At 65.8% G+C, this 24645-nt stretch carries 24 protein-coding genes; 9 read left to right on the top strand and 15 right to left on the bottom strand.

The features are described 5' to 3' along the window. The 3 genes from JQ633_RS08825 to JQ633_RS08815 all read right to left on the bottom strand — a co-directional run bounded on the left by JQ633_RS08825 (position 1) and on the right by JQ633_RS08815 (position 2845). Positions 1-936, bottom strand: coding sequence for a Gfo/Idh/MocA family protein (locus JQ633_RS08825; RefSeq protein WP_433995637.1), 936 nt, complete (start codon positions 934-936; stop codon positions 1-3). Continuing rightward, a complete protein-coding gene (locus JQ633_RS08820; RefSeq protein WP_211984575.1) occupies positions 927-1718 on the bottom strand; it encodes a FadR/GntR family transcriptional regulator in 792 nt (263 codons plus the stop codon). Before JQ633_RS08820 ends, JQ633_RS08825 begins: the two co-directional genes overlap by 10 nt. 101 nt (positions 1719-1819) lie before the next feature. Beyond that, positions 1820-2845, bottom strand: coding sequence for a histone deacetylase family protein (locus tag JQ633_RS08815; protein WP_211984573.1), 1026 nt, complete (start codon positions 2843-2845; stop codon positions 1820-1822). A 183-nt stretch (positions 2846-3028) separates the two neighbouring features. On the opposite strand from JQ633_RS08815, the gene JQ633_RS08810 reads away from it, so the two are divergent. After that, a complete protein-coding gene (locus tag JQ633_RS08810; RefSeq protein WP_211984571.1) occupies positions 3029-3640 on the top strand; it encodes a TetR/AcrR family transcriptional regulator in 612 nt (203 codons plus the stop codon). Between the two features lie 26 nt (positions 3641-3666). Here the strand turns inward: JQ633_RS08810 and JQ633_RS08805 are convergent, their stop codons facing one another. Next, a complete protein-coding gene (locus JQ633_RS08805) occupies positions 3667-4614 on the bottom strand; it encodes a fatty acid desaturase (RefSeq protein WP_211984570.1) in 948 nt (315 codons plus the stop codon). Between the two features lie 14 nt (positions 4615-4628). Continuing rightward, on the bottom strand, positions 4629-5660 hold the full coding sequence (locus JQ633_RS08800; RefSeq protein WP_211984569.1) for an alpha/beta fold hydrolase: 1032 nt from the start codon (positions 5658-5660) through the stop codon (positions 4629-4631). 200 nt (positions 5661-5860) lie between these two features. Here JQ633_RS08800 and JQ633_RS08795 point away from each other — a divergent pair, with 200 nt between their 5' ends. The 7 genes from JQ633_RS08795 to JQ633_RS08765 all read left to right on the top strand — a co-directional run bounded on the left by JQ633_RS08795 (position 5861) and on the right by JQ633_RS08765 (position 14075). Then, positions 5861-7198 carry an MFS transporter gene (locus JQ633_RS08795; protein ID WP_211984568.1) on the top strand — a complete coding sequence of 446 codons (1338 nt, stop codon included), beginning with the start codon at positions 5861-5863 and terminating at the stop codon, positions 7196-7198. 138 nt (positions 7199-7336) lie between these two features. Next, complete coding sequence (locus tag JQ633_RS08790) at positions 7337-8242, top strand: LysR substrate-binding domain-containing protein (RefSeq protein WP_211984950.1); 906 nt, start codon at positions 7337-7339, stop codon at positions 8240-8242. A gap of 124 nt (positions 8243-8366) precedes the next feature. Further along, on the top strand, positions 8367-9308 hold the full coding sequence (kdgD, locus tag JQ633_RS08785) for a 5-dehydro-4-deoxyglucarate dehydratase (RefSeq protein ID WP_211984567.1): 942 nt from the start codon (positions 8367-8369) through the stop codon (positions 9306-9308). A gap of 34 nt (positions 9309-9342) precedes the next feature. After that, positions 9343-10698, top strand: coding sequence for a glucarate dehydratase (gudD, locus tag JQ633_RS08780; protein ID WP_211984566.1), 1356 nt, complete (start codon positions 9343-9345; stop codon positions 10696-10698). Between the two features lie 22 nt (positions 10699-10720). Continuing rightward, on the top strand, positions 10721-12169 hold the full coding sequence (locus JQ633_RS08775; RefSeq protein WP_211984565.1) for an aldehyde dehydrogenase family protein: 1449 nt from the start codon (positions 10721-10723) through the stop codon (positions 12167-12169). An 86-nt stretch (positions 12170-12255) separates the two neighbouring features. Then, a complete protein-coding gene (gene garD / locus JQ633_RS08770; protein ID WP_211984563.1) occupies positions 12256-13797 on the top strand; it encodes a galactarate dehydratase in 1542 nt (513 codons plus the stop codon). An 86-nt stretch (positions 13798-13883) separates the two neighbouring features. Next, complete coding sequence (locus JQ633_RS08765) at positions 13884-14075, top strand: hypothetical protein (protein ID WP_433995631.1); 192 nt, start codon at positions 13884-13886, stop codon at positions 14073-14075. A 71-nt stretch (positions 14076-14146) separates the two neighbouring features. Here the strand turns inward: JQ633_RS08765 and JQ633_RS08760 are convergent, their stop codons facing one another. Beyond that, positions 14147-14404, bottom strand: a complete 258-nt coding sequence (locus tag JQ633_RS08760) for a hypothetical protein (RefSeq protein WP_211984561.1) — start codon at positions 14402-14404, stop codon at positions 14147-14149. 212 nt (positions 14405-14616) lie between these two features. Between JQ633_RS08760 and JQ633_RS08755 the strand changes: the two genes are divergently transcribed. Then, entirely contained in the window at positions 14617-14793 is a 177-nt protein-coding gene (locus tag JQ633_RS08755; protein ID WP_211984560.1) for a hypothetical protein, read from the top strand. Between the two features lie 57 nt (positions 14794-14850). On the opposite strand, the gene JQ633_RS08750 is transcribed toward JQ633_RS08755, so the two are convergent. The 9 genes from JQ633_RS08750 to leuC form a co-directional block, all read right to left on the bottom strand. Continuing rightward, positions 14851-17013: a xanthine dehydrogenase family protein molybdopterin-binding subunit gene (locus JQ633_RS08750; protein ID WP_349631539.1), complete on the bottom strand. Its 2163-nt coding sequence runs from the start codon at positions 17011-17013 to the stop codon at positions 14851-14853. Beyond that, a complete protein-coding gene (locus tag JQ633_RS08745) occupies positions 17010-17474 on the bottom strand; it encodes a (2Fe-2S)-binding protein (protein ID WP_211984559.1) in 465 nt (154 codons plus the stop codon). Before JQ633_RS08745 ends, JQ633_RS08750 begins: the two co-directional genes overlap by 4 nt. 119 nt (positions 17475-17593) lie before the next feature. After that, positions 17594-18463 carry a helix-turn-helix transcriptional regulator gene (locus tag JQ633_RS08740; RefSeq protein ID WP_211984558.1) on the bottom strand — a complete coding sequence of 290 codons (870 nt, stop codon included), beginning with the start codon at positions 18461-18463 and terminating at the stop codon, positions 17594-17596. A gap of 124 nt (positions 18464-18587) precedes the next feature. Then, positions 18588-19460, bottom strand: a complete 873-nt coding sequence (locus tag JQ633_RS08735; protein ID WP_211984557.1) for an ABC transporter permease — start codon at positions 19458-19460, stop codon at positions 18588-18590. After that, positions 19457-20290: an ABC transporter ATP-binding protein gene (locus JQ633_RS08730; RefSeq protein WP_211984555.1), complete on the bottom strand. Its 834-nt coding sequence runs from the start codon at positions 20288-20290 to the stop codon at positions 19457-19459. The genes JQ633_RS08735 and JQ633_RS08730 overlap by 4 nt, the downstream gene beginning before the upstream one ends. Next, the gene (locus tag JQ633_RS08725) at positions 20287-21333 is read right to left on the bottom strand and encodes an ABC transporter substrate-binding protein (protein ID WP_211984553.1); all 1047 of its coding nucleotides are present in this window, start codon (positions 21331-21333) and stop codon (positions 20287-20289) included. Before JQ633_RS08725 ends, JQ633_RS08730 begins: the two co-directional genes overlap by 4 nt. After that, positions 21333-22466: a 3-isopropylmalate dehydrogenase gene (gene leuB, locus JQ633_RS08720; RefSeq protein WP_211984551.1), complete on the bottom strand. Its 1134-nt coding sequence runs from the start codon at positions 22464-22466 to the stop codon at positions 21333-21335. The genes JQ633_RS08725 and leuB overlap by 1 nt, the downstream gene beginning before the upstream one ends. Then, complete coding sequence (gene leuD, locus JQ633_RS08715) at positions 22463-23098, bottom strand: 3-isopropylmalate dehydratase small subunit (protein WP_211984548.1); 636 nt, start codon at positions 23096-23098, stop codon at positions 22463-22465. Before leuD ends, leuB begins: the two co-directional genes overlap by 4 nt. A 2-nt stretch (positions 23099-23100) precedes the next feature. After that, entirely contained in the window at positions 23101-24489 is a 1389-nt protein-coding gene (gene leuC, locus JQ633_RS08710) for a 3-isopropylmalate dehydratase large subunit (protein WP_211984948.1), read from the bottom strand. Positions 24490-24645: the final 156 nt, after the last annotated feature.

Here is a 24645-nt window from a genome sequence, read left to right as displayed (position 1 = left end):
TCAGTCCTCGAACGCCTCGACAATGCGCCGCCGCCCCAGCATGAAACTATCGGCGACCAGCTGCAAGGGCGCCAGATCGACATCGGATTTGCCTTCGGCCGTCAGCGCGAGGAAGTGACGATAGAGCGCGGGATACTCCTCCTTGTCGGCGTCGACGATCAAACGACCACAATCCTGCAATTGCCGGCCGCCTTTCAGGAGCGCGACGGGTCCGGCATCGGTCTCGCAAAAGATGTCCCAGCTCTGCGGACCGGTCTGGCGGAAATCGAACTCGGCATGGATCGGCAGGCCATTCGCATCGGAGAGCTCGAGCTCCGCCGCGATCGGCGCGTCGCGATTGGACGGAAACAGCAGCTCCGCCTTCCTGGCAAACACCGGCTGCTGCAGGATGCGCGTCAGGACCGACAGCGCGTTGATGCCGGGATCGAACACGCCGAAGCCGCCGGCCTTGAAGATCCAGGCCTGGCCGGGATGCCAGACGCGGACATCTTCCTTCCAGATGATCGTCACCTTGGCGATCTTGCGGCCGGCCAGCAGGCTCCGCGCCGGCTCGACCGCCGGCGCGTAGCGTGAATGCCAGGTCGCGAACAGGGTACGGCCCGCCTCACGTGCGGCCGCGATCAGCGGCGTGAGCTCGGCGACGGTGGCGCCCGGCGGCTTTTCCAGCAGAACATGCTTGCGCGCGGCGAGCGCGGCGGCGGCCTGGGCGCGGCGCAGCTGCGGCGGCGTGCACAGCGCGACCGCGTCGAACTCCGGTCCCTCGCGCAGCAGCTGCTCCAGATCGGGGAAATGCGGCAGGTCGGCCGGCGACGTCACGGGATCGGCGATGGCGACGAGCGCGGCGCCTGCGGTCTTCGCAATCGCCGGCACGTGCTGCCGGCGCGCGATTGCGCCGAAGCCGACAATGGCGATGCGAAGCGCTTCACTCACCTCGATCCTCGCGGCGCTGATTTGGATTTCGCCTTGGCGGCCGCAGGTGCGCGTGACGCAGGATCGATCGCCGCGGAATCATGGCGACGGATGCCGTTGAAGATCACCGCGGTCATGGCGGCAGCGGCCTCCTCGGCGTCGCCGTCGGCGATCGCATCGACAATGCGCTGGTGCCAGCTCAGCACCGTTTCGCGGTCAACCGGATCGACCGGCGCGCTGAGCGCGAACGAGGTACGCAGCGCCGCCTCGATCACGCCGTCGACCGAGCGCATGAAAGGATTGCCCGAGGCGTTGGCGACCGCGATGTGGAGCGCGAGATCGCCGTCGGTGAAGGCATCGGAATCCGACGGTTCGCGCCGCATGATCTCGATGCAGCGACGCAGCTCGGCGACGTCGGCGTCGCTGCGGCGGGCCGCGGCGAGCGCCGCCGCGCGCGGCTCGATCGCAAGGCGGATCTCGGCGAGATCGCCGAGGAACTGCTTGTCGATGCCGACATCGAGATGCCAGGCCAGCACATCGGCATCGAACATGTTCCAGAAGCCGCGGCCGCGCACCACGGTGCCGACCCGCGCCTTGGTGGTGAGCAGGCCCTTCGCGACCAGCGTCTTGATGCTTTCCCGCAGCACCGGACGCGAGACGCCGAAGCTCGACGTCAGCTCGGCGTCGCCGGGCAATCGCGTGCCCTCGGCGAAGCGGCCGGCGATGATGTCGATGCCGATGCTGCGCGCGACTTCGGCGTGGTTGGAATGCGCACGCCGCGCCGGGATGATCACGAGATCGGACGTCATCGGATCGGCTGCCCTTGATCGGCTCATCCGCAAGGATGACCACAAGTCAGGGGTAATTCCTAGTCATATAATCTTACTTTTGACGCTCTCACGCCTCGACTTTAACGCGCCGCCTCGAACCCGCCGAGCACGGCCGTCAGGTTGGCGCCGAGGATGTCGGAGAGATAGCCGCCCTCCTGCACCAGCACGGTCGGCAAACCGATCCGCGCCAGCGCCGCGCCGATGCGGCGGAAGCCGTCGGTGGTGACGGCGAGGCCGGCAAGCGGATCCTTCTCCGACGCATCGAGGCCGAGCGCGACCACGAGCGCGGTCGGCGCAAAGGCATGGATGGCTTTCTCGGCCGCGGCGAGTGCCTTCATGTAGTCGTCGTCGCCGGTGCCCTTCGCCAGGGGGATGTTGAGATTGGTGCCCAGGCCGGCGCCCGCGCCGCGCTCATGCGCATAACCCCAGACGAACGGATAGAAGAACGACGGATCGGCGTGGATCGAGACCGTGAAGACGTCCGGCCGCTCATAGAAAATGCCCTGCGTGCCGTTGCCGTGATGCACGTCGACATCGAGGATCGCGACGCGCTCGTGCTTCTGGCGCAGATGCTCGGCGGCGATCGCGCTGTTGTTGAGGAAGCAGAAGCCGCCGGCGAGATCGCGATAAGCGTGATGGCCGGGCGGACGGCACAACGCATACACGGCGTCCTCGCCGTCGAGTACCATCTGCGCCGCGGTAACAGCGACATCGCTCGACGCGCAGGCGCCGGCCCAGGTGCCGGGCCCGATCGGCGCAGCAGTATCGACCGTGTGCCAGCCGAGTTTGCCGACGATATGCGTGGGATAGGTGCCGGCATTGCGCACCGGGTGCATGTTCGCGATCATCTCCGGCCCGGCATCGCCGAGCGCGGTCCATGCGTCCCACGCTTCGGCGAGAAAGCTGAGATATTCCGGACTGTGCACCCGCGCCCGCGGCCCCTGCCCGAATTTGGTCGGCTCGATCAGCGTGTGCTTGCCGGCAATCAGCCCTGCCAGCAGACGGTCGGCGCGCTCGGGCTGCTCGGTGGTGCGCTGGACCACGCCGCGGACCAGGAAGAATTGCGGATCATGGCTGCGGTGCAGATCGCTGTAGACGGCCTTCACGGAGGACTCCTGTTTGATCGCGGCTCGGCTGGGCAGTCCGCCGATAACGCACCTGCGCGCCAAGCCGCCGCTTGCGCGTCGAATACTAGCAGCGGAAGCGATGATCTGAAACAGCGCCTCGATTTCATGCTATGCCCGCATGCGCAGCAGTGATTCAAACCGCGCAGGAAACGAACGCCGGCCATGGCTGATAGCAAGGCGCAAACCGAGGACCCCACGACGGGACGGCGCGGCCGGCCACGTTCGGCGGCGACCACGGCCGCGATCCTGCAAAGCGCCTACACGCTGATGGCGACCACCGGGCTTGCCGCCACCACCATCGATGCGATTGCCAAACACTCCAACGTCTCGAAGATGACGATCTACAAATGGTGGCCGTCGCGCGAGGCCCTGCTGATCGATGCCTTCCTCGACCAGGCTTCGCGTGCGGTGCCGTTGCCCGACACGGGCAATCCGGTGGCCCGCATCCGTCGCCATGTCGGCACTTATGTCGAGGCGCTGCAGGGCGAGTTCGGACGCGTGCAGCTCGCGGTGATCTCGGAATGCATCTCCAGGACCGGTTCGGCGGAGTTGTTCTACGAACGTTACCTCCGACTCCGCCGTACCAGGATGCTGGAGATCATCGCCGCCGGCCAGAAAGACGGCACCATCGGCGCGCCCGGCGTCGCCAGCGACATCTATGACGCGATCTACGGCAGCCTGTTCTATCGTTACGTCTTCGGCATCAGGCCGTTGACGCCGGCCTATGCACGCAATCTCGTCAATCTGGTGCTGCGGCCGCGCGCGGACGCGTGATCGCCTGCACACGTGATGCTCGACTATCAGGTTGCTTGCCGCTGACGACGAAACCACGCCCAGGTCTCGCGCGTCACGGCGCGATAGTTTCTGCCGCGATAGACGATGTGGCCGTCGACGATGGCATTCAGCTTCGGCAGGGCATGGAACGGCACCGTCGGATAGGCATGGTGCTCGACATGGTAGGGCATATTCCAGGCGAACCACTTCATGATCCTGCCGGTCATCGTGGTGCGCGTGTTCTCGAATGCGCTTCGCGTCCGGTCGCAACCGGTGTGCTCCGCATAGAGATAGGGCCGCAGGATGAGCTGACCGGCCAGCAGCGGCACGATCCACACCCAGAGCAGAACCGCGCTGTGCAAAGCGAGCGATGCCACCAGCAACAGCAGATAGCCCGCAAGATAAAGCCGTGCTTCCAGCACGATCGAGGCGCGCCTGCCTTCCGGAATCCACGGCACGGTCACCTTTCCGGTGATCGCATGCCGCAGCATCAGGCGAATGCGGACCAGGACCTGCAGCAGCCCTGAATAGGCGATCGCGAGTTGCGTGTCCGACTTTGGCCTGGGACCGACGATCAACTCGGGGTCCTTCTCCGGATCCTGGGTGTAGCGATGGTGATCCCAGTGAAACAGACGGTAGTACTCGTACGGCAGTCCGATCGTGAAGGCAGAGAGATTGCCGACCACGCGATTGAGCGCGCGGCTGTCGAACGCCGTCCTGTGCGCGGTCTCATGCACCACCATGAACAGGAACGCGACGAAGTAACCCTGCACGGCCATCAGCGGCAAAGCCCATGGCAGGCCGTAGCGCGTCGAGACAAGCCAGATCAGCGCTGCAACGATCGCGATCATCCCGTAATGGCTTGCCGCGCGCACCGCGCCGGACAGGTTCGACGTGACCGACAGATCGCGCACGATGGCCGCGCTGAGCGGCTTCAGACGAGGTCCGGCGTCATGGGTCTCCGCGGTGCTCATGGTCGTCTCACATGTCAGCGTTGCAGGAGCGCCGTGATCTCGGCGTTGATGAAGGCGCGGTCTGCGGCGTTGTTGATCGGATTGCCGGCGCGGTGGCCGTGGATCGACGGAATCGCGTGCAGGGCGGCCGAGCGCGCGTTGACGAGGCGGCCAAGCTCATCCTCGTTGTCGCGCATGTCGAAATAGCGATCGGTATATCCGGGCATCAGCAGCATATGCGCCTTGATCGCGGCCAGCGCCCGGTTGAAATCGCCGCCGAATTCGTCGCAACGGCTGATGTCGCCATTCTGCCAGATCGCAATCTGCGCCAGCAGATCGTCAGGGTCGCGCCGCGCGAAGGCGCCGTCCCAGGATGCCGCAAGGTAGCCTTCGAGCGAGTCGAAGCCGGCCTCGCGCCAGACCTCGCCGCGATAGAATTCGTGCGACATGGCCCAGCCGGCATAGACGCGCCCCATCGCGCGAAAGCCTGCGGTCGGCCTGGTGACAAAGCGCCCGTCCCGATAGGCCGGATCGGCCGTCAGCGCGGCCTTCACGCCTTCGAGGAACACGTGATTATAAGGCGAGCATCGTGCGCTGCCGCAGACCACGGCCGCGCGCTCCACCATCTCGGGATGGCGCGCCGCCCAGTGATAGGCCTGCATGCCGCCCATCGACCAGCCGTAGACCAGCGCGAGCCTGGTCACGCCGAACCGCTCTATCAGCAACCGCCGCTGAGCAGCGACGGCATCGTGATAGCTGAAGGCCGGAAACGGCGCGCCGCCCAGCACATCGCGCGAGTTCGACGGCGAAGACGACAGGCCATTGCCGAACTGGTTCGCAATGATGATGAAGTAACGCTCGGGATCCAGCGTCCCGCCCGGCTGCACCAGCCATTCGATGTCCGAGTGCTGGGCGGAGAACGACGTCGGATAGAGAATGACATTGCTCCTGGCCGCGTTCAGCGCGCCGAACGTCTTGTAAGCCAGCCTCAACTGCGGAAACACGGCGCCGTTCTGCAGCGGCATGTCGCCGGCCTCGAAGATCTCGTAGTCGCGTGACGCGGTCATTGCCGATCGCCTCCGGTCAAGCTGCCCGCGCGCGGCTTTGCGCGTTTAATAACTGTACTACTAGTACATTATTTGTCAACGGTGACATGGCACCGGGGCGATCAATTCAAAACCGGTATGGATCGATACCGGTTTCGGCTTGGACCCATTGTCGTCATCTCTCTAGAGGAGACCTTGAGGAAATTTTCGAGGAGGCGCGAATGAGCGCAATTGTGTCCGCCGTAGAGGCGCGGCGATCCCGCGTCCGGCTGTTGATCGTGACGATGCTGTTTCTCGTCACCACCGTGAACTACGCCGATCGCGCCACGCTCTCGATCGCCGGCCCTGCCCTCTCCAAGGAGCTGCATCTCGATCCGATCGCGATGGGTTACGTGTTCTCGGCGTTCGGCTGGTCCTATGTGATCGCGCAGGTGCCGGGCGGCTGGCTGCTCGACCGCTTCGGTTCCAAATGGGTCTACGCGATCAGCATCATCATCTGGTCGATCTTCACCGCGCTGCAGGGCCTGGTCGGCTTCCTCTCGGCGGGGACCGCGATCGCCGTGCTGTTCGGGCTGCGCTTCCTGGTCGGCTTCGCCGAGGCGCCGTCGTTCCCGGCCAATGCCCGCATCGTCGCGTCCTGGTTCCCGGGCAACGAGCGCGGCACCGCATCGGCCTTCTTCAACTCCGGGCAGTATTTCGCCACCGTGATCTTCGCGCCGCTGATGGGCTGGATCGCGCACAGCTACGGCTGGCGCCATGTGTTCTATGTGATGGGCGCGCTCGGCATCGTAATGGGCATCGCCTGGATCAGGACGATCTACGAGCCGAAGGATCATCCGTCGATCAACGAGGCCGAGTTCGACTACATCAAGGCGGGCGGCGCGCTGGTTGATATGGATGCAACGAAGGACGCCAAGGCGCCCGGCAGCGGCCCGCGCTGGGATCACATCCGCCAACTGCTGAGCAATCGCATGATGCTCGGCGTCTATATCGGCCAGTACTGCATCAACACGCTGACCTACTTCTTCCTGACCTGGTTCCCGGTCTATCTCGTCAAGGAGCGCGGGCTGTCGATCCTGCAGGCTGGCTTCGTCGCGACGCTGCCGGCGCTGTGCGGTTTCATCGGCGGCGTGCTCGGCGGCGTGATCTCCGACTACATCCTGCGCCGTAGCGGCTCGCTGACCATGGCGCGCAAGATCCCGATCGTCGGCGGCATGCTGCTGTCGATGTCGATCATCGCCTGCAACTATGTCGACGGCCAGGCGCTGGTGGTCGGCTTCATGGCGCTGGCCTTCTTCGGCAAGGGCATCGGCGCGCTCGGCTGGGCCGTGGTGTCCGACACCTCGCCGAAGGAAGCCGGCGGCGTCTCCGGCGGGTTGTTCAACACCTTCGGCAACCTGTCCTCGATCACCACGCCGATCATCATCGGCTACATCCTGGCGGCCACCGGCTCGTTCAACGGCGCGCTGGTGTTCGTCGGCGCCAACGCGCTGGTCGCGGCGATTGCCTACCTCTTCATCGTCGGCGAGATCAAGCGGGTGCAACTGAAGGCGGCGTGAGGAGGCGCGCCTTCGGTAACGGACATCAACGGCGGCTTCGGCCGCCGTCTTCGTCTGCACGTTTGTGTCCTTGGCCATCGGGAGGCATCGATGCTAGAACGCACCAAACCCCGCGCCATCCATTCCGGGCTAGCATCGATGTTCGACCTGAACCAGCTCCGCTGTTTCGTCACGGTGGCCGAGGAGCTGCATTTCGGCCGCGCCGCGGCGCGGCTCAACATGACGCAGCCGCCGCTGAGCCGGCAGATCCAGGTGCTCGAGCACATCATCGACGCGCCGCTGCTGGAACGCACCAGCCGTTCGGTGCGGCTGACCCCGGCAGGACGCAGTTTCCTGCCCGAGGCGCGGCGCATCCTCAAGCTCGCGGAGTCCGCTTCGCAGGTCGCACGCCGTATCGCGCTCGGCAAGACCGGCTCGCTCAAGATCGGCTTCACCGCCGCAGCCGCCTATGGCTTCCTGCCTGACCTTATCGCGGCCTGCCGCGCCCGGCTGCCCGAGGTCGATTTCTCGCTGAAGGAAATGGTCTCCGGCGACCAGTTCGAGGCGCTCGCCACCGGGCAGATCGACGCCGGTCTGTTGCGCCCGCCGGTGGCGCGGCCCGAGCTCGCGAGCCGCCGCGTCGTCGCCGAGCCGCTGCTGGCTGCAATCCCGAAGAAGCATCCGCTGGCGTCAGCCGAGAGCGTCTCGATCAAGGATTTCGACGATCAGCCGTTCGTGATGTATTCGCCCTATGAGAGCCGCTACTTCCACGATCTGCTGGTCTCCCTGTTCACGCGCGCCGACGTGCTGCCCCGCTATGTGCAGCATCTCAGCCAGATCCACGCCATCCTCGCGATGGTACGCGCCGGGCTCGGCGTCGCGATCGTGCCGGAGGCCGCCGCGAGCCTGAAGATCGCGGACGTCAGGCTGAAGCCGCTGAAGCTGCGCACCGTAACGCCGGTCGAGTTGTTCATGGTGTGGCGGCGCGACCACGAGAACCAGCTGCTGCCGCCGTTGATCGAGATCGCCACCGAGATCGCCGCGCCGCACCTGCGCGGCGATTGATACAGATTCAGCATTGCTCGATACCGCGTTTGGCTTGGACGCGCATCGAACCGTTTCCTAGAAACGACGCCGTGGACGCGCGCTCTCGCGCATCCCGATCACATGACATTCAAGGAGTGGCGCCATGAGCAAGATGACCCCTCAGGAGATGGCCCGGCACATCGGCGGCGGCCTCCTGTCGTTTCCCGTAACCCCGTTCAAGGCAGACCATTCGTTCGACGAGGCCACCTATCGCGCCAACATGGACTGGCTGTGCGGCTACGACGTCGCCGGCCTGTTTGCCGCCGGCGGCACCGGCGAGTTCTTCTCGCTGACGCCGGCTGAAGTTCCGCAGGTGGTCAAGGTCGCGGTCGAGGAGACCAAGGGCCGCGTGCCGGTGCTGGCCGGAACCGGCTACGGCACCGCGATTGCGCGCGAGATCGCTGTCGGCGCCGAGAAGGCCGGCGCAGACGGCCTGCTGCTGCTGCCGCCCTATCTCACCCATGCCGAGCAGGACGGCCTCGCCGCCCATGTCGAGGCGGTCTGCGCATCAGTGAAGATCGGCGTGATCGTCTACAACCGCGACAATGCGATCCTGCAGCCCGACACGCTGTCCCGGCTCTGCGAGCGCTGCCCGAACCTCGTCGGCTACAAGGACGGCATCGGCGACATCGAGCTGATGACCCGCGTCTACACCAAGCTCGGCGACCGCCTGACCTACATCGGCGGCCTGCCGACGGCGGAAACCTTCGCGCTGCCCTATCTCGACATGGGCGTCACGACCTATTCGTCGGCGGTGTTCAACTTCGTGCCGGAATTCGCCACCAGATTCTACGCCGCGGTGCGCCGGCGCGACCATCAGACCATCCATGCAGGCTTGAAGGATTTCATCCTGCCGCTGATCGCGATACGCAACCGCAAGAAGGGTTACGCCGTGTCGATCATCAAGGCCGGCATGAAGGTGATCGGCCGCGATTCCGGCCCGGTGCGCCCGCCGCTGACCGACCTGACCGAGCAGGAGGTCGCCGAGCTCGCGGCCCTGGTGGCGAAGCTGCCGCAGGCGGCAACGCAACAGGCCGCGGAATAGGCTGAAGCGCGAAGACAAAAGGAGGGAGGAGCAGATGATTCAAAATACGGTCCGCACCGGCTTTGCCGGCGCTCCCGTCGTCACCGCGATGGAGGTGATCCCGGTCGCCGGCCGCGACGGCATGCTCCTCAATCTGAGCGGCGCACATGCGCCGTTCTTCACCCGCAACCTCGTCATCCTCACCGACAACTCCGGCCACACCGGCATCGGCGAGGTGCCGGGCGGCGAAAAGATCCGAAAGACGCTCGAGGACGCAAGCGGCCTCGTCGTCGGCCAGACCATCGGTGCCCTCAACAACATCCTGGCGTCGATGCGCGAACAATTCGCCGACCGCGACGCCGGCGGCCGCGGCAAGCAGACATTCGACCTGCGCGTCACCATCCATGCCGTCACCGCGGTGGAATCCGCGCTGCTCGACCTGCTCGGCCAACATCTCGATCTTCCCGTCGCGGCGCTGCTCGGCGAGGGCCAGCAGCGCGCCAGCGTCGAGACGCTCGGCTATCTCTTCTTCGTCGGTGATCGCAAGAAGACCAGCCTGCCTTACGTCGAAGGCGAGACCGGCAAGCCCGACTGGTTCAATCTGCGCCATCAGGAGGCGATGACGCCGGACGCGATCGTGCGCCTCGCCGAAGCCACCCAGGCCCATTACGGCTTCGCCGATTTCAAGCTCAAGGGCGGCGTGCTCCGCGGCGAGCAGGAGATCGAGGCCGTCACCGCGATCGCAAAACGCTTCCCGAATGCGCGCGTCACGCTCGATCCGAATGGCGCATGGTCGCTGGATGAGGCGATCCGGCTCTGCCGCAACATGCATGGCGTGCTCGCCTATGCCGAGGACCCCTGCGGCGCCGAGGCCGGCTTCTCCGGCCGCGAGATCATGGCCGAATTCCGCCGCGCCACCGGCTTGCCGACCGCGACCAACATGATCGCGACCGATTGGCGCCAGCTCAGCCACGCGCTGCGGCTCGGCGCGGTCGACATCCCGCTCGCCGATCCGCACTTCTGGACCATGCAGGGCTCGGTGCGGGTGGCGCAGACCTGCCGCGACAACGGCCTGACCTGGGGCTCGCACTCCAACAACCATTTCGATATTTCGCTGGCGATGTTCACCCATGTCGGCGCTGCAGCGCCCGGCAAGGTGACTGCGATCGACACCCACTGGATCTGGCAGGACGGCCAGGCGTTGACGAAGGAGCCGCTGCAGATCAAGAGCGGCAAGATCGCGATCCCGGACCGCCCCGGCCTCGGCATCGAACTCGATCGCGCTGCCATCGAGGCCGCGAACGCGCTATACAAGCAACATGGCCTCGGCGCGCGCGACGATGCGCTCGCCATGCAGTTCCTGATCCCGGGCTGGACTTTCGACGACAAGCGTCCCTGCCTCGTGCGCTAACAGAAAAAGGTTGGAGAGAAACATGACCGCTCACCAGAAGAACTTCATCGCCGGCGAATGGGTCGACGGAACGGGCATCACGCGGGACATCAACCCCTCCAACACCAAGGACGTGGTCGGCGAATACGCCAAGGCCGACAAGGCGCAGACCGAGAAGGCGATCGCCGCCGCCAAGGCCGCCTTCCCGGCCTGGTCGCGCTCGACGCCGCAGGAGCGGTTCGACGCGCTGAACAGGGTCTCCGTCGAAATCCTAGCGCGCAAGGAAGAGCTCGGCCGCCTGCTCGCCCGCGAGGAAGGCAAGACGCTGCCTGAGGGCATCGGCGAGGTGGCGCGCGCCGGGCAGATCTTCGCGTTCTTCGCCGGCGAGGCGCTGCGGATGATGGGCGAGAAGGGCGCATCGGTGCGGCCCGGCCTCGACGTCGAGATCACCCGCGAGCCGGTCGGTGTCGTCGGCATGATCACGCCGTGGAATTTCCCGATCGCGATCCCGGCCTGGAAGATCGCACCCGCGCTCTGCTACGGCAACACCGTGGTGTTCAAGCCGGCCGAACTGGTGCCGGGCTCCGCGCATGCGCTGTCCGAGATCATCGCCCGCTCCGGCATTCCTTCAGGCGTGTTCAACCTCGTGGTGGGCTCGGGCTCGGTGGTCGGCCAGACCCTGCTCGAACACCCCGACGTCGCGGCGATCTCCTTCACCGGCTCGGTCCAGACCGGCCGCAAGATCGCGCAGGCCTGCGTGCTCTCCAATCCGATGAAGAAATTCCAGCTGGAGATGGGCGGCAAGAACCCGCTGGTCGTGCTCGACGACGCCGACCTCAGGGTCGCGGTCGAGGTCGCGGTCAACGGCGCCTATTTCTCAACCGGTCAGCGCTGCACGGCGTCCTCGCGCCTGATCGTCACCGCCGGAATCCACGACCGCTTCGTCGCCGCGATGACCGATCGGATGAAGGGGTTGTCGGTCGATGACGCGCTGAAGAGCGGCGTGCATGTCGGCCCCGTGGTCGACCAAAGCCAGCTCGACCAGGACCTGCGCTACATCAAGATCGGCCAGGACGAAGGCGCCCGCCTGCATTGGGGCGGCGAGCTGCTCAACCGCGAGACGCCCGGCTTCTATCTGCAGCCGGCGCTGTTCACCGAGACCACCAACTCGATGCGCATCGCGCGCGAGGAGATCTTCGGCCCGGTCGCCTGCGTGATCCGCGCCAAGGACTATGAGGAAGCGCTCGCGATCTCCAACGACACCGAGTTCGGCCTCGCCTCCGGCATCTGCACCACGAGCCTGAAATACGCCTCGCACTACAAGCGCAACAGCGAGGCCGGCATGGTGATGGTCAACCTGCCGACCGCCGGCGTCGACTACCACGTGCCGTTCGGCGGCCGCAAAGGCTCGAGCTACGGCGCGCGCGAACAGGGCGCCTATGCTCGCGAGTTCTATACGACGGTGAAGACGGCCTACACGTTCCCGGGTTGAGCCCGTTAGGTAAAGCACGCGACGACGGTGCTGCGTTCCCTCTCCCGCTTGCGGGAGAGGTGAAGCGGAGCCAGAAGGAATACATCATGGACCAGTCGATCGGCGCCAAGGAGCAGCCCCGCTACATCAAGCTCAACGCGCGCGACAATGTCGCGATCGTGGTGAATGATTTCGGCCTGCCCGCCGGCTCCCGCTTCTCTTGCGGCCTGACGCTGCGCGCCTTCGTGCCGCAGGGCCACAAGACCGCGCTCGAAGACATCGCCGAAGGCGCGGCGATCATCCGCTACGGCGAGGTGATCGGGTATGCGCTGGCGCCGATCCTGGCCGGCGAATGGGTCGACGAGGCCCGCATCCAGATGCCGGAGGCGCCGCCGCTCGACCAGCTCGAAATATCGACCGCAGTGCCGCCGGCACTGCCGCCGCTCGAAGGCTTTACTTTCGAAGGTTTTCGCAATCCCGACGGCTCGGTCGGCACCAAGAACATTCTCGGCATCTCCTCCTCCGTGCAGTGCGTCAAGGGCACGATGGAATACGCCGTGAAGCGCATCCGCGCCGAGCTGCTGCCGAAATATCCCAATGTCGACGACGTCGTGCCGCTGACCCATGCCTATGGCTGCGGCGTCGCGATCACCGCGCCCGACGCCGTGGTGCCGATCCGCACCTTGCAGAACCTCGCGCTCAATCCGAATTTCGGCGGCGAGATCCTGGTCGTCGGCCTCGGCTGCGAGAAGCTCGCGCCGGAGCGGCTGGTGCCGGAAGGCGTCAGCGATGCCATCGTACGGATGCAGGATGAGGCCTTTGACGGATTCGGCGCCATCGTCGAGGCGATCATGACCCAAGCCGAAGCGCGGCTGAAAGTGCTCAACACCCGCAAGCGCGAGACCTGTCCGGCCGCCGATCTCGTGATCGGCCTGCAATGCGGCGGCAGCGATGCATTCTCCGGCGTCACCGCGAACCCTGCGGTCGGCTTCGCCGCCGATCTCTTGGTGCGGGCAGGCGCGACGGTGATGTTCTCCGAAGTCACCGAGGTGCGCGACGCGATCCAGTTGCTCACCCGCCGCGCCGTCAACGAGGACGTCGGCCGCGCGCTGATCCGCGAGATGGCCTGGTACGATGCCTATCTGGCCCGCGGCGGCGCCGACCGCAGCGCCAACACCACTCCGGGCAACAAGAAGGGCGGGCTTGCCAACATCGTCGAGAAGTCACTCGGCTCGATCGTGAAGTCGGGCTCCGGCCCGATCGCCGGCGTGCTATCGCCCGGCGAGAAGGCGCGGCAGAAGGGCATGCTGTTCGCGGCTACTCCAGCGAGCGATTTCATCTGCGGCACGCTGCAGCTCGCCTCCGGCATGACGCTGCAGGTGTTCACCACCGGCCGCGGCACACCCTACGGCCTCGCCGCAGCGCCTGTGATCAAGGTCGCGACCCGCAGCGAGCTGGCGCGGCGCTGGAAGGACCTGATCGACTTCGACGCCGGCTGCATAGCGACCGGCGAGAAGACCATCGAGGAGACCGGCTGGGACCTGTTCCGCCTGATCCTCGACGTCGCCAGCGGCCGCACCCAGCCGTGGTCGGACCGCTGGGGCATTCACAACGACCTGACGCTGTTCAATCCGGCGCCGGTGACGTGATCGTCGATTAACCGCCCGTTAGCCACGCCGCCACCGGCCGGGGAACGCTCTAATTCGATTCAAATTATCGGGGCATGGAGGCAACCATGCACCGGACAATCGATGACCTGACGGACCAGGCTGACCGCGCCGAGCGGCTGGCACGCACCGGGATGGATCCGCTGACCGTCGAGCGCCTGCGCGCCTATGCAGCGGAGTGCCGCGGCCGGATCGCGACAGCGGAGCGGGACCAAGGCGACTGCCGATCGGCCGCTTCGCCGGCGGCATGGGCACGATGATTGTCAAGGCAAGCAAAAAGTCCGCCGCGACATGGTCGCGGCGGACTTTGAAGGCAGGCTTCGATCTGCCGTCAGTCGTCGTCGTGATGAATCACGGTCTTGCTGCGATTGCCGAACTCGTCCTGCTTCTTGATCACCGTGGTCCGGTCACGGCGCGGCTCGCGCTCGCGGATCACGGTGGTGCGGTCATGATCGCGGTCGCGATACTCAGGCGCACGGCCCACCGTCACGCCGGCGCCGACCGGACCAACGCGAACACCAACGTCATCGGCGAAAGCAGGCGCCGCGATTGCGGACACCATGGCCGCAGCCAGCAGATATTTCCTCATGTTCATCCTCCTCCAGTGCGAACACAATGGCGAGGCAACGACAGCTGCGACAAACTGTTCCTGTAGTCAGCATGCGGTGGGATACCCGCCCGCATGCGGGAACATTTGGAACCATCTGAACAGACGTTCACCACCATGGCGAAATGATCATGTTCCACGCGTTGAATAGCCTGAATTGATGGACCACGTCCTCCTCAACAGGAGGACGTTCCATGAAACAGTCGCAGCAATTTCTCGACAATGCGGAGAACTGCGCGCAGCTTGCCGAGCGCGCATCCGATGACCCGACCTACAACCGCTACAAGCGGATGGAAGCGGCCTGGCGCGCGCTGGCCAGGGAGCAGGACTGGCTCGACGGCGAAACCTCGCCGTCGGAGAACGCAGCCTGAAACTTCACACCTGCATCACGGCCGCGCAGATACGCGCGGCCGTGATGCCCGCGATACTCAGACCTCTTCGATCGGAAGTTTGCGAATGCGGCGTCCGCTGGCCGTGAAGATCGCATTCGTCACCGCCGGTGCAATGATCGCAGTGGCGGCCTCGCCGAGACCGCCGGGATTTTCGGTGCTCGGCACGATATGGGTTTCGATGCGCGGAACCTCGTCGATCCGCATCGGCGGATAGCTGTCGAAATTGGATTGCTCGACCCGGCCATCCTTGATCGTGATCGCGCCGCGCAGAGCCGCCGTCAAGCCGAAGATGATCCCGCTCTGCACCTGCGCATCGATCATGCCGGGATTGATCGGCAGCCCGCAATCCACCGCGCAGACGACGCGCTCGACGTTGACCTTGCCCTTGGCATCGACCGCGACCTCGGCGACCGCCGACAGATAGCTGCCGAACGCAAACTGCAGCGAAACGCCGCGCGCCTTGCCCGCCGGCATCGGCTGCCCCCAGCCGGCCTTCTCCGCCGCAAGGTTCAGCACCACCAGCGCGCGCGGATTATGCGCCAGCAGGCCGCGCCGGTACGCGACCGGATCCTGCTTGGCCGCGAACGCCAGTTCATCGATGAAGCTCTCGATGATGAACACATTGTGGACCGGGCCGACGCCGCGCCAGAAACCCGTCGTGATGCTTGCGGGCTCGACGCGTACATAGTCGACGAGGATGTTGGGCAGCGCATAAGGCGGTTCGGCCGCGCCCTCCACCGCATCGAAATCCAGCCCGTTCTTGAACAGCGGCGGCGCGAACCGCGCCACCACCGACGACCCGCACACCCGGTGGTGCCACGCGACCGGCTTGCCCGACGCGTCGACGCCGGCCGAGATCCGGTCGTAGTAATAGGGCCGGTAGATGTCGTGCTGGATGTCCTCCTCGCGGCTCCAGATCACCTTGACCGGACCGTCGACATGCTTGGCGATCTTCACCGCGAGCAGCGTGCCGTCGGGCTCGAGGCGCCGACCGAAGCCGCCGCCGAGATACTGGTTGTGCAGGATCACCGCATCCTTGGGCAGCCCGGTCAGCGCGGCGACCCTCGTCTGCGTCACCGTCGGCACCTGCGTGCCGACCCAGATCTCGCAGGCATCCTTGCGCACGTGCACTGTGCAGTTCATCGGCTCCATCGCCGCATGCGCCAGGAACGGCAATTCGTAGACGGTGTCGAAGCGCTGCGCGGCCGCCGCGAATGCCTGCTCGACATTGCCCTCGTTGCGCGCGACCGCGCCCGATGTCTCTGATCCCGCCTTGAGCTGCGCGACGATGCTCGCGCTGTTCACCACCGCGTTCGGGCCGTTGTCCCACTGGATCGCGGCGGCCTCCAGCCCCTTCTTGGCAGCGCCGGTGTGATCGGCGACGACGGCGACCGCTTCGTCGATCACGACGACCTGACGCACGCCCCTGACCGCCAGCGCCGCGGCCTGGTTCACCTGCTTCGGCTTGCCGCCGCCGACCGGCGAGATCGCGATCGCCGCGACCTTCATTCCCGGCACGATCACGTCAATGCCGAATTGGGTGCGGCCGCGGACCTTGTCGGCGGCCTCGAGCCGCTTCGGCGCAGTGCCGATCAACGTGAACTTGCCCGGCGGCTTCAGCTTGATCTGGTCGATCGCCGGCGGCTTCAGCTGCGCCGCGGCCTGCACCACGTCGCGATAGGCCAGAGAGCGCTTGGCGGACGGATCGAAGATCACGCCGTCCTTGACCGTGCACTTGGCCGGATCGACCTTCCAGCGCTGTGCCGCGGCGTCCACCAGCATCATGCGGGCGGCAGCGCCGGCCTGCCGCAACGGCAGCCAGAAGCCACGGATCGAGGCCGACAGCCCGGTCGATTGCTCATGCAGGATGGGATTGGCGTAAAGCGCATCATTGGGCGGAGCGTGCTCGAGCACGATGGTCTCGAGTTTCACCTCGAGCTCCTCGGCGAGCAGCATCGCATGCGATGTGTAGATGCCCTGCCCCATCTCCACCATCGGAATGGTGAGATGAACGCGTCCGTCCGGATCGATCCGGACAAAGCCGTTCAGAGTGTTTGCCTGAGGCGGACCCGCGGCGCCGGAGCGCGACGGCACGGCGAAGGCCAGTGCGAAGCCGCCGGCGGCGGTGACGCTGGCCTTCAGAAAGGTCCGGCGCGAGAGCGCGGCGCTGTCTTCGCGGTCGGCTGTGGCCGGCATCATGGCTTTGCTCCCGTGGCGGCAAGCTTGATCGCGTCGCGAATGCGGTTGTAGGTGCCGCAGCGGCAGACGTTTCCGGACATCGCATCGTTGATATCGCTGTCGGTCGGATGCGCATTCGACATCAGCAGCGCGCTCGCCGACATGATCTGCCCGGATTGGCAATAGCCGCATTGCACCACGTCGAGGTCCAGCCAGGCCTGCTGCACCTTGCGCCCGGCCTCGGTCTCGCCGATTGCCTCGATGGTGGTGATCGCGGCATCGCCGACGCTGTCGATCGTGGTGATGCAGGACCGCGTCGCGGCGCCGTCGAGATGCACCGTGCAAGCCCCGCACAGCGCCATGCCGCAGCCGAACTTCGTGCCGGTCATCTGCAGCACGTCGCGCAGCACCCACAGCAGCGGCGTGTCGCCGTCCGCGTCGATCACGTGCTGCTTACCGTTTATCTTGAGAACATATGCCATTCTGCACCCGGTTCCGTCCTGCGGAACGGCATATGGCAGCGTCCGGCCGATCGTCTCTCGCGAGATTGCCCTGACGCCCGCGGAATTGCGGCGACCGCTCACATTCCGCTGAACGGCTGCTATTGCCGGTAGGTCGCGGGCGAAACACCGACCGTGCGCCGGAAGGCGGTGGCGAAATGCGACGGGTTCTCGTATCCGCATTTGGCCGCGATCGCGGTGACCGGCTCGGCGCCACGCGTCAGAAGCCGCTTCGCCTCCTCCATGCGCAATGCGGTGAGGCGCTTCAGCGGCGTCTGTCCAAAATGCTTCTTGTAGAGCCGCAGCAGATGGAAGCGGCTGACGCCGGCCTCGCGCGCCAGCATCTCGAGGCTGACCGGAGAGCCGAGATTATCGCGCATGAATGCATCCACCCTGCGCAACCGGATGCTGTTGCCGTCGGTGCGGATTTGGGTGTCGAACCGGCCGTAGCGCACCAGCAGATGTGCCGCCAGCATTTCACCCGCGGTCTCGGCATAGAGATCGGGGACGCCGTCCCTGAACGCCTTGTCGAGACTGAGCATGCACTGGCTGACCAGCGGATCGACGGTCCCGAGGCCGCTCGGCAGCGCGGGCCTCATCGACCGCCGTTGCGGCAGATCCTGCGCGACCCGGTCGAGCGTCGCCGCAGGCAGATGCAGTTGCAGCGTGTCGTGGGTGGTCTCGCCGCGCCAGCGCAGTGCCGCGGCTTCGCCCGGCGCCGTCATCCCGATATTGCCGATCTCGGAGCGAACCCGCTGCCAGCCGCCGCGATAGCGCACCTCGACATCACAGACGCCGGCGGTCACGAGCACGATCAAGTGATCGCGGGTCGCCGGGGTCACGAATTCGTTAACTTCGGCCGGATCCACGTAGGCGCGCAGCAAGAGCGAGCGCCAGCCGGCCTGCCAACTGCACGCGGTCTTGGTCGCGCGCAGATATTTGTGCGCATCGAGGCTGGAAATCAGGGCCAAGAGGGAGCTCTCCGTCGATCGGCCAGAGCTTACGGCTGCGGCCAGGGGCGGCCTTGTATACCACGGCATTCCGCCCAGCCATTCGATGGAAGGACGCCCCTCATGCCAAAACGCCGTGCTCGCCCTACTCGGCGGTCCGCTGCCGCTGCCAGCGCAACAGGTAGGCCTGCAGCCGCCAGATGATCGTCGACAGCACGACGCCGACCAGCATCAGCACGACCACCGCGACCATCATGCCGGAGGCCTCGCCGCGCGCCTCCGACTCGATGATGAGCCGGCCGATGCCACGCTCGGCGCCGATGAACTCGCCCACGATCACGCCGATCAGGGCGAAGGAGATCGCAGGGGTCAGCGAGGCGAACACCCAGGCCATGGTCGAGGGGATCACCACCGTGCGGGTGATCTGCCACTCGCTGGCGCCGAGCAGGCGCGCGGCGTTGGTAAATCCTTCGTCGATCGAGCGCGCGCCTTCGAAGGTGTTGAAGAACACCAGGAACACCACGACGATCCACGAGGTCACGATCTTCGACATGTCGCCGATCCCGAACGCCAAAACGATGATCGGGGCCAGCGCGATACGGGGGATCGAGTTCACCGCGGTGATGAAGGGCTGGAAGATCGCGCTGAGGCGATCCGAGCGCCCGAGGATCAACCCGGCGATGAAGCCGGAGACCACGCCGGTGACGAAGCCGAAGAAGGTGTTCTTCAGCGTGATCGCCGTCGCCGCCCAGAGATTGTTCTCGTTGCGCGCGAGGCATTTGGCGAAGTCGCCGTTGAACCAGCCGTTGAAGACGCCGAGCTTCGAGGTGAGGCAACTCTGGATCAGGAAGTTGTTCCAGATCATCGACGGCTTCGAGATGAAGTACGGGTCGAGCAGATCCGGCACCAGCCACGGCAGCGTCGTGTGCAGATCATAGCCCCATTGCCAGACCGACAGCGCGACGGCGCAGATCAGGACCTGCCAGCCGACCGTGTTCAGCGTGCTGTAATTCCTCATGCGCTGCGGCCCTTGACGAATTCCTCGCCGAGCGAGTGCCAGATGTGCTGGAACAGCTCGGCGTAGCGCGGGGTCTCGCGCACCTTCACCGCATCGCGCGGCCGCGCGAAGTCGACCTTGAACATGTCCTTGATGCGGCCCGGCCGCGCCGAAAACAGGATGATGCGGTCGGCGAGCGTCAGGGCCTCGCCGAGATCGTGGGTGACGAACAGCACGGTTTGCTGCTCGCGCTCCCAGATCCGCAGCAGTACCTCGTGCATGTCGATCTTGGTGTGGGTGTCGAGCGCGCCGAACGGCTCATCCATCAACAGGATCTGCGGCTCGACGATCAGCGTGCGCATCAGTGCGGCGCGCTGGCGCATGCCGCCGGACAGCGCGGAAGGATAGGCGTTCTCGAAGCCCTTCAGCCCGGCCTGCGCGACGCATTCGGCGATGCGCTCCTTGCGCTCGTGCATGGGCACGCCGGCGAGCTCGAGCCCGTAGCCGATATTGTCGCCGACGGTACGCCAGGGAAACAGCGTGTCGCGCTGGAACACGTAGCCGACGTCGGGCGTCGTCTTGCCGGGGATGACACGCTTGCCGTCGATCAGAATCTCGCCACCGCTCGGCCGGATCAGCGAGGCGATCATGTTGAGCACGGTGCTCTTGCCGGAGCCTGACGGTCCGAGCAGCGCGACGAACTCGCCGCGGCTGACGCCGAACGAGACGTCGCGCACCGCCTCGATCGTGGTCTTCGCGAGCTGGAACGATTTGCTCAGCCCCTTGACCTCGACGCGACGGTCGGCCGGCGCGTGCGATGCTCGCGTCTCACTCGTCTCCAGCGCGCTCAACCGGGATAGGCCTTTCGTGCTGCGTCGATGAGGGTCGAGTTGATCACGTCCGCGATCTTCAGCGGCTTGATGCCGGTCATCTCGCGGAACCAGACCTTCTCGCCGCGCGCGAAGCTCGCGTCGTCGACCCTGCCGTCATAATCCGCGACCTTCTGGATCGAGCCGATCTCGAGCAGGTTGGAATCGCGCGAGGTGCTGCCGACATAGGGCTCGATGGCGTCGTAGACCTCTTCCGCCTTATGCGTCTTGATCCACTGCGCCGCGCGCCACAGCGCGGTGACATAGGCCTGCATCTTGGCCGGGTCCTTGTCGATCGTCGCCTGCAGCGTGAAGTGCCCGGTGACCGGGACCTTGCCGCCGATATGCTTATTCCAGATCGCCTCGTCGGTGCCGTCGAACAGCAGCTCGCCCCAGCCGTGCTGCCGCGCGTCGGTCAATAGCGACAGCGACGAGACGAGGATGTCGACCTGCTTCGACTTCAGCGACCCCAGCATGGTGTCGACATTGCCGGTGCCGATCCAGGTCACCTTGTCGTCGAGCCCCATGGTTTCCATGTAGTAGGACGCCCAGACATGGTTGGTGCCGCCAAGCGAGGACACCGAGACGATCGGCTTGCGGCCGTCGGGCCGCTTCCACTGCGTGAAGGCTTCCAGCGTGTTGATGCCCTGGTCCTTCAGATCCTTGCGGATGATGAACATCACCGAGTTCGACCGTGTGTCGATCGGCAGCAGCACGCGGGCGGCGCGGCCATGATTGGTCAGCTGCATCGGATGGGTGACGTCGCCGATGCCGATGTCGCCCTGCGAGGAGGCGATGATCTCGCGAGTCTTCACGCCGCTGCCGCCCTGCACCAGCTTACAGTCGAGCCCGGCCTCCTTGAAGTAGCCGATGCGGTCCGCGACGAACTGCGTCTGATAGACCGGTACCGCGACCGGATAGACCGCGCGGCCGCTCATCGCCTGCGCCCGGGAGCGACCGGTCGCGAGCGCCGCGCCGCCCGCCGCGATCACCGTCAGTGCCGAGCGCCTCGAGATGTAAGCCATCAAGCGTGCTCCCTGGCCGAAACCTTGTCGAGCGCGCGCAGCACCGCATCACCCATCTCGACGGTCGAGATCCGTGTCGCACCGGCCTCGGCGATATCGGCGGTACGCGCGCCGGACGCGAGCGCGGTGTGCACCGCCTTCTCCAAGAGGTCTGCATCCTCGGGCCGGTTCAGCGTCAGCCGCAGCAGCATCGCAACGCTCAGGATCGAGCCGAGCGGATTGGCGATGCCCTTGCCGGCGATATCGGGCGCACTGCCGTGCACCGGCTCGTACAGCGCCTTGCGTCGCCCGTAACGGTCGACCGGGCCGAGCGAGGCCGACGGCAGCATGCCGAGCGAGCCCGACGCCATCGCCGCACAGTCCGACAGGATATCGCCGAAGATGTTGCCGGTCACCATCACGTCGAACTGGCGCGGCTCGCGCACGATCTGCATCGCGGCATTGTCGACATAGAGATGGGTCAGCTCGACGTCGGAATATTCCTCCTTGTGCAGCGCGATCATCTCCTCGCGCCACACCACGCTGGCTTCCAGCACGTTGGCCTTGTCGACCGAGCAGACCTTGTTGCGCCGGGTCCGCGCCAGTTCGAACGCCGCGCGCGCCACGCGGCGGATATGGTTCGTGCTGTATTCCTCGGTGTTGAAGCCGCGGCGCTGGCCGTCCGGCAGCGTCTCGATGCCGCGCGGCTGACCGAAATAGATTCCGCTGGTCAATTCGCGGATGATGACGAAGTCGACGCCGTCGAGCACTTCCGCCTTGAGCGGCGCGGAGGCCGAAAGCGCCGGGCTCGCCATGATCGGACGCAGATTGGCGTAAAGATCGTATTTGCTGCGCAGGCCGAGCAGGCTGCCGGCCTTGCGCGCCACCGCCGGCACTTCCGTGGTTTCCGGGCCGCCGGTCGCGCCCCACAGGATCGCGTCAGCCTCGTCCATGGCTTCAGCGGTGTCCTCGGGCAGCACCTTGCCGGTCTTGAGATACGGGATCAGCCCATATTCGGCGTCGCGCAGCGTCATCGGGACGCCGCGATGGGTCGCGAACCATTCGAGCACGCGGCGCGACTGCGCGGTGACTTCGGGGCCGATGCCCTCGCCGCCGACCACGGCGACCTTCGTCATGTTGGATTGCGTGCTCATGCAGATGTCCTTGTCGAATGAATCCAGGGCCGCGCTGTTCGATCGGCAGCCTGGAAGGCGTGGATTTCGTTGTCGCGTTGCAAAGTCAGCGCGACCTCGTCGAGACCCTTCAACAGCCCCTCGCGCCGCCGCGGGTCGATGTCGAAGGAATGCTGCTTGCCGGACGGCGAGACGATGCTCTGTGCCTCCAGATCGATCGAGACCTTGCCGGCGCCCTGTGTCGCCTCGATGTCGGCCGCGAGTGAATCGACCACCGCCTTGTCGACGATGATGGGCAGGATCCCGTTCTGGAAGCAGTTGGCGAAGAAGATGTCGCCGAAGCCGGAGCCGATGATGGCGCGGATGCCGCGCTCCTGCAGCGACCACACCGCGCCCTCGCGCGACGAGCCGCAGCCGAAATTCGGACCGGTGACGAGGATCTCCGCCTCGCGATACGGCTCGCGGTTGAGGATGAACTCCGGATTCTCCGAGCCATCGGGCAGATAGCGCAGCGAGCCGAATGCCCATTTGCCGAGCGTGCCGCGGATCGAGTTGCCGACCAGCCGCTCGATGCGGATGATCACATCGGTATCGATGTTGCTGCGCATGATCGGCGCGGCGGTCGCGGTGAGCTTGTCGAACGGTTTTGGCATGGTCAGCGTCCCATCATCCTGACATCGGCGATCGCACCGGCGATGGCCGATGCCGCGGCGCTCGCCGGGCTCGCCAGATGCGTCCGCGCGCGCGGCCCCTGCCGGCCGACGAAATTGCGGTTCGAGGTCGAGACCGAGCGCTGCCCGGGCGCCACCACCTCACCGTTGGCGGCAAGGCACATCGAGCAGCCCGGCTCGCGCCACTCGAAGCCGGCCTCGACGAAGATCTTGTCGAGCCCCTCGGCAACCGCGTCGCGCTTGACGTTCTCCGAGCCCGGCACCACCCAGGCGCGGACGCCGGCAGCGACCTTGCGGCCGCGCGCAACTTCGGCCGCCGCCCGCAGATCGCTGAGCCGGCTGTTGGTGCAAGAGCCGATGAACACCCAATCAACCGGCGTGCCCGCGATCGGTGCGCCGCCCTGCAGGCCCATATATTCGAGCGCAGTCTCGATGGCGGCGCGGCGCGCCGGATCGTCGACCGACTTCGGATCGGGAATCTTGCCGTCGACGCCGATCACATGCTCGGGGCTGATGCCCCAGGTCACCTGCGGAATGATTTTTGTGACGTCGATCACGACCTCGCGGTCGAACACCGCGTCCGCATCGCTCGGCAGTTCGCGCCAAGCCTTCACTGCGAGATCCCACATCTCGCCCTTCGGCGCATAGGGACGACCGCGCAGGAATTCAAAAGTCTTCTCGTCGGGCGCGACCATGCCCATCTTGGCGCCGAGCTCGATCGAGAGGTTGCAGATCGTGAGCCGGCCTTCGATCGGCAACTCGCGGATCGCGCTGCCGGCATATTCGACCGCATAGCCGGTGCCGCCGGCGGCGCCGATATGCCCGATCAGCGCGAGGATCATATCCTTGGCGGTGACGCCGAGCGGCAGCTTGCCCTCGAAGCGCGCGCGCAACGTCTTCGGCCGGCGCTGGATCAGCGCCTGCGTCGCCAGCACGTGGGTCAGCTCGCTCGAGCCGATGCCGAAGGCGAGCGCACCGAGTCCGCCATGGGTGCAGGTGTGGCTGTCGCCGCAGACGATCGTCGCGCCCGGCAGGCTCAAGCCGAGCTCCGGCCCGATGACGTGGACGATGCCCTGGCCGGGCTGATCGACATCGAACAATGTGATGCCGCTCGCGGAAGTCTCGACCCGCAGCGCAGCAAGCAACTCCAGCCCGATCTTGCTGGTGCCGGCGCGGCCAGGCGCCGTGGACAGAGCGTGATCCGGTGTGGCGAAGGTCAGTTCAGGATTGTGGACCTTGAGGCCCCTGCTCTTGAGATCGAGCAGGCCGCGCGAGCCGCCCAGATCATGCAGCAGATGGCGATCGATGTGCAGGAGGTCCGTGTCCTCGCTCAGGCGAGCAATGACATGCTGGTCCCAGATCTTGGCCAGCATCGTACGACCGGTCTTTTGCAAGACAGTCCTCCCTTGGTTTTTCTGGGGTCAGCAGCGTGCGCCACTGATCGCCGCGAGTGGGCGATTGATTAGAACGCATCAAAACATGCACGATCCGATCCCGCCAGACCCGAGTGACGAACAAGGCATGGTGGG

Origin of the sequence: Bradyrhizobium tropiciagri (genome assembly GCF_018130505.1) — a bacterium.
Lineage (GTDB): Bacteria > Pseudomonadota > Alphaproteobacteria > Rhizobiales > Xanthobacteraceae > Bradyrhizobium > Bradyrhizobium tropiciagri_B.
The sequence above is the reverse complement of the archived record's forward strand: the minus strand, read 5'-3'. Positions and strand labels throughout refer to the sequence as shown.

Coding starts and splice junctions, on each gene's coding strand:
- JQ633_RS08820 (WP_211984575.1), bottom strand. CDS start 1,718: ATGACGTCCGATCTCGTGATCATCCCGGCGCGGCGTGCGCATTCCAAC.
- JQ633_RS08810 (WP_211984571.1), top strand. CDS start 3,029: ATGGCTGATAGCAAGGCGCAAACCGAGGACCCCACGACGGGACGGCGC.
- JQ633_RS08805 (WP_211984570.1), bottom strand. CDS start 4,614: ATGAGCACCGCGGAGACCCATGACGCCGGACCTCGTCTGAAGCCGCTC.
- JQ633_RS08800 (WP_211984569.1), bottom strand. CDS start 5,660: ATGACCGCGTCACGCGACTACGAGATCTTCGAGGCCGGCGACATGCCG.
- JQ633_RS08795 (WP_211984568.1), top strand. CDS start 5,861: ATGAGCGCAATTGTGTCCGCCGTAGAGGCGCGGCGATCCCGCGTCCGG.
- JQ633_RS08790 (WP_211984950.1), top strand. CDS start 7,337: ATGTTCGACCTGAACCAGCTCCGCTGTTTCGTCACGGTGGCCGAGGAG.
- kdgD (WP_211984567.1), top strand. CDS start 8,367: ATGAGCAAGATGACCCCTCAGGAGATGGCCCGGCACATCGGCGGCGGC.
- gudD (WP_211984566.1), top strand. CDS start 9,343: ATGATTCAAAATACGGTCCGCACCGGCTTTGCCGGCGCTCCCGTCGTC.
- JQ633_RS08775 (WP_211984565.1), top strand. CDS start 10,721: ATGACCGCTCACCAGAAGAACTTCATCGCCGGCGAATGGGTCGACGGA.
- garD (WP_211984563.1), top strand. CDS start 12,256: ATGGACCAGTCGATCGGCGCCAAGGAGCAGCCCCGCTACATCAAGCTC.
- JQ633_RS08765 (WP_433995631.1), top strand. CDS start 13,884: ATGCACCGGACAATCGATGACCTGACGGACCAGGCTGACCGCGCCGAG.
- JQ633_RS08760 (WP_211984561.1), bottom strand. CDS start 14,404: ATGAGGAAATATCTGCTGGCTGCGGCCATGGTGTCCGCAATCGCGGCG.
- JQ633_RS08755 (WP_211984560.1), top strand. CDS start 14,617: ATGAAACAGTCGCAGCAATTTCTCGACAATGCGGAGAACTGCGCGCAG.
- JQ633_RS08750 (WP_349631539.1), bottom strand. CDS start 17,013: ATGATGCCGGCCACAGCCGACCGCGAAGACAGCGCCGCGCTCTCGCGC.
- JQ633_RS08745 (WP_211984559.1), bottom strand. CDS start 17,474: ATGGCATATGTTCTCAAGATAAACGGTAAGCAGCACGTGATCGACGCG.
- JQ633_RS08735 (WP_211984557.1), bottom strand. CDS start 19,460: ATGAGGAATTACAGCACGCTGAACACGGTCGGCTGGCAGGTCCTGATC.
- JQ633_RS08725 (WP_211984553.1), bottom strand. CDS start 21,333: ATGGCTTACATCTCGAGGCGCTCGGCACTGACGGTGATCGCGGCGGGC.
- leuB (WP_211984551.1), bottom strand. CDS start 22,466: ATGAGCACGCAATCCAACATGACGAAGGTCGCCGTGGTCGGCGGCGAG.
- leuD (WP_211984548.1), bottom strand. CDS start 23,098: ATGCCAAAACCGTTCGACAAGCTCACCGCGACCGCCGCGCCGATCATG.
- leuC (WP_211984948.1), bottom strand. CDS start 24,489: ATGCTGGCCAAGATCTGGGACCAGCATGTCATTGCTCGCCTGAGCGAG.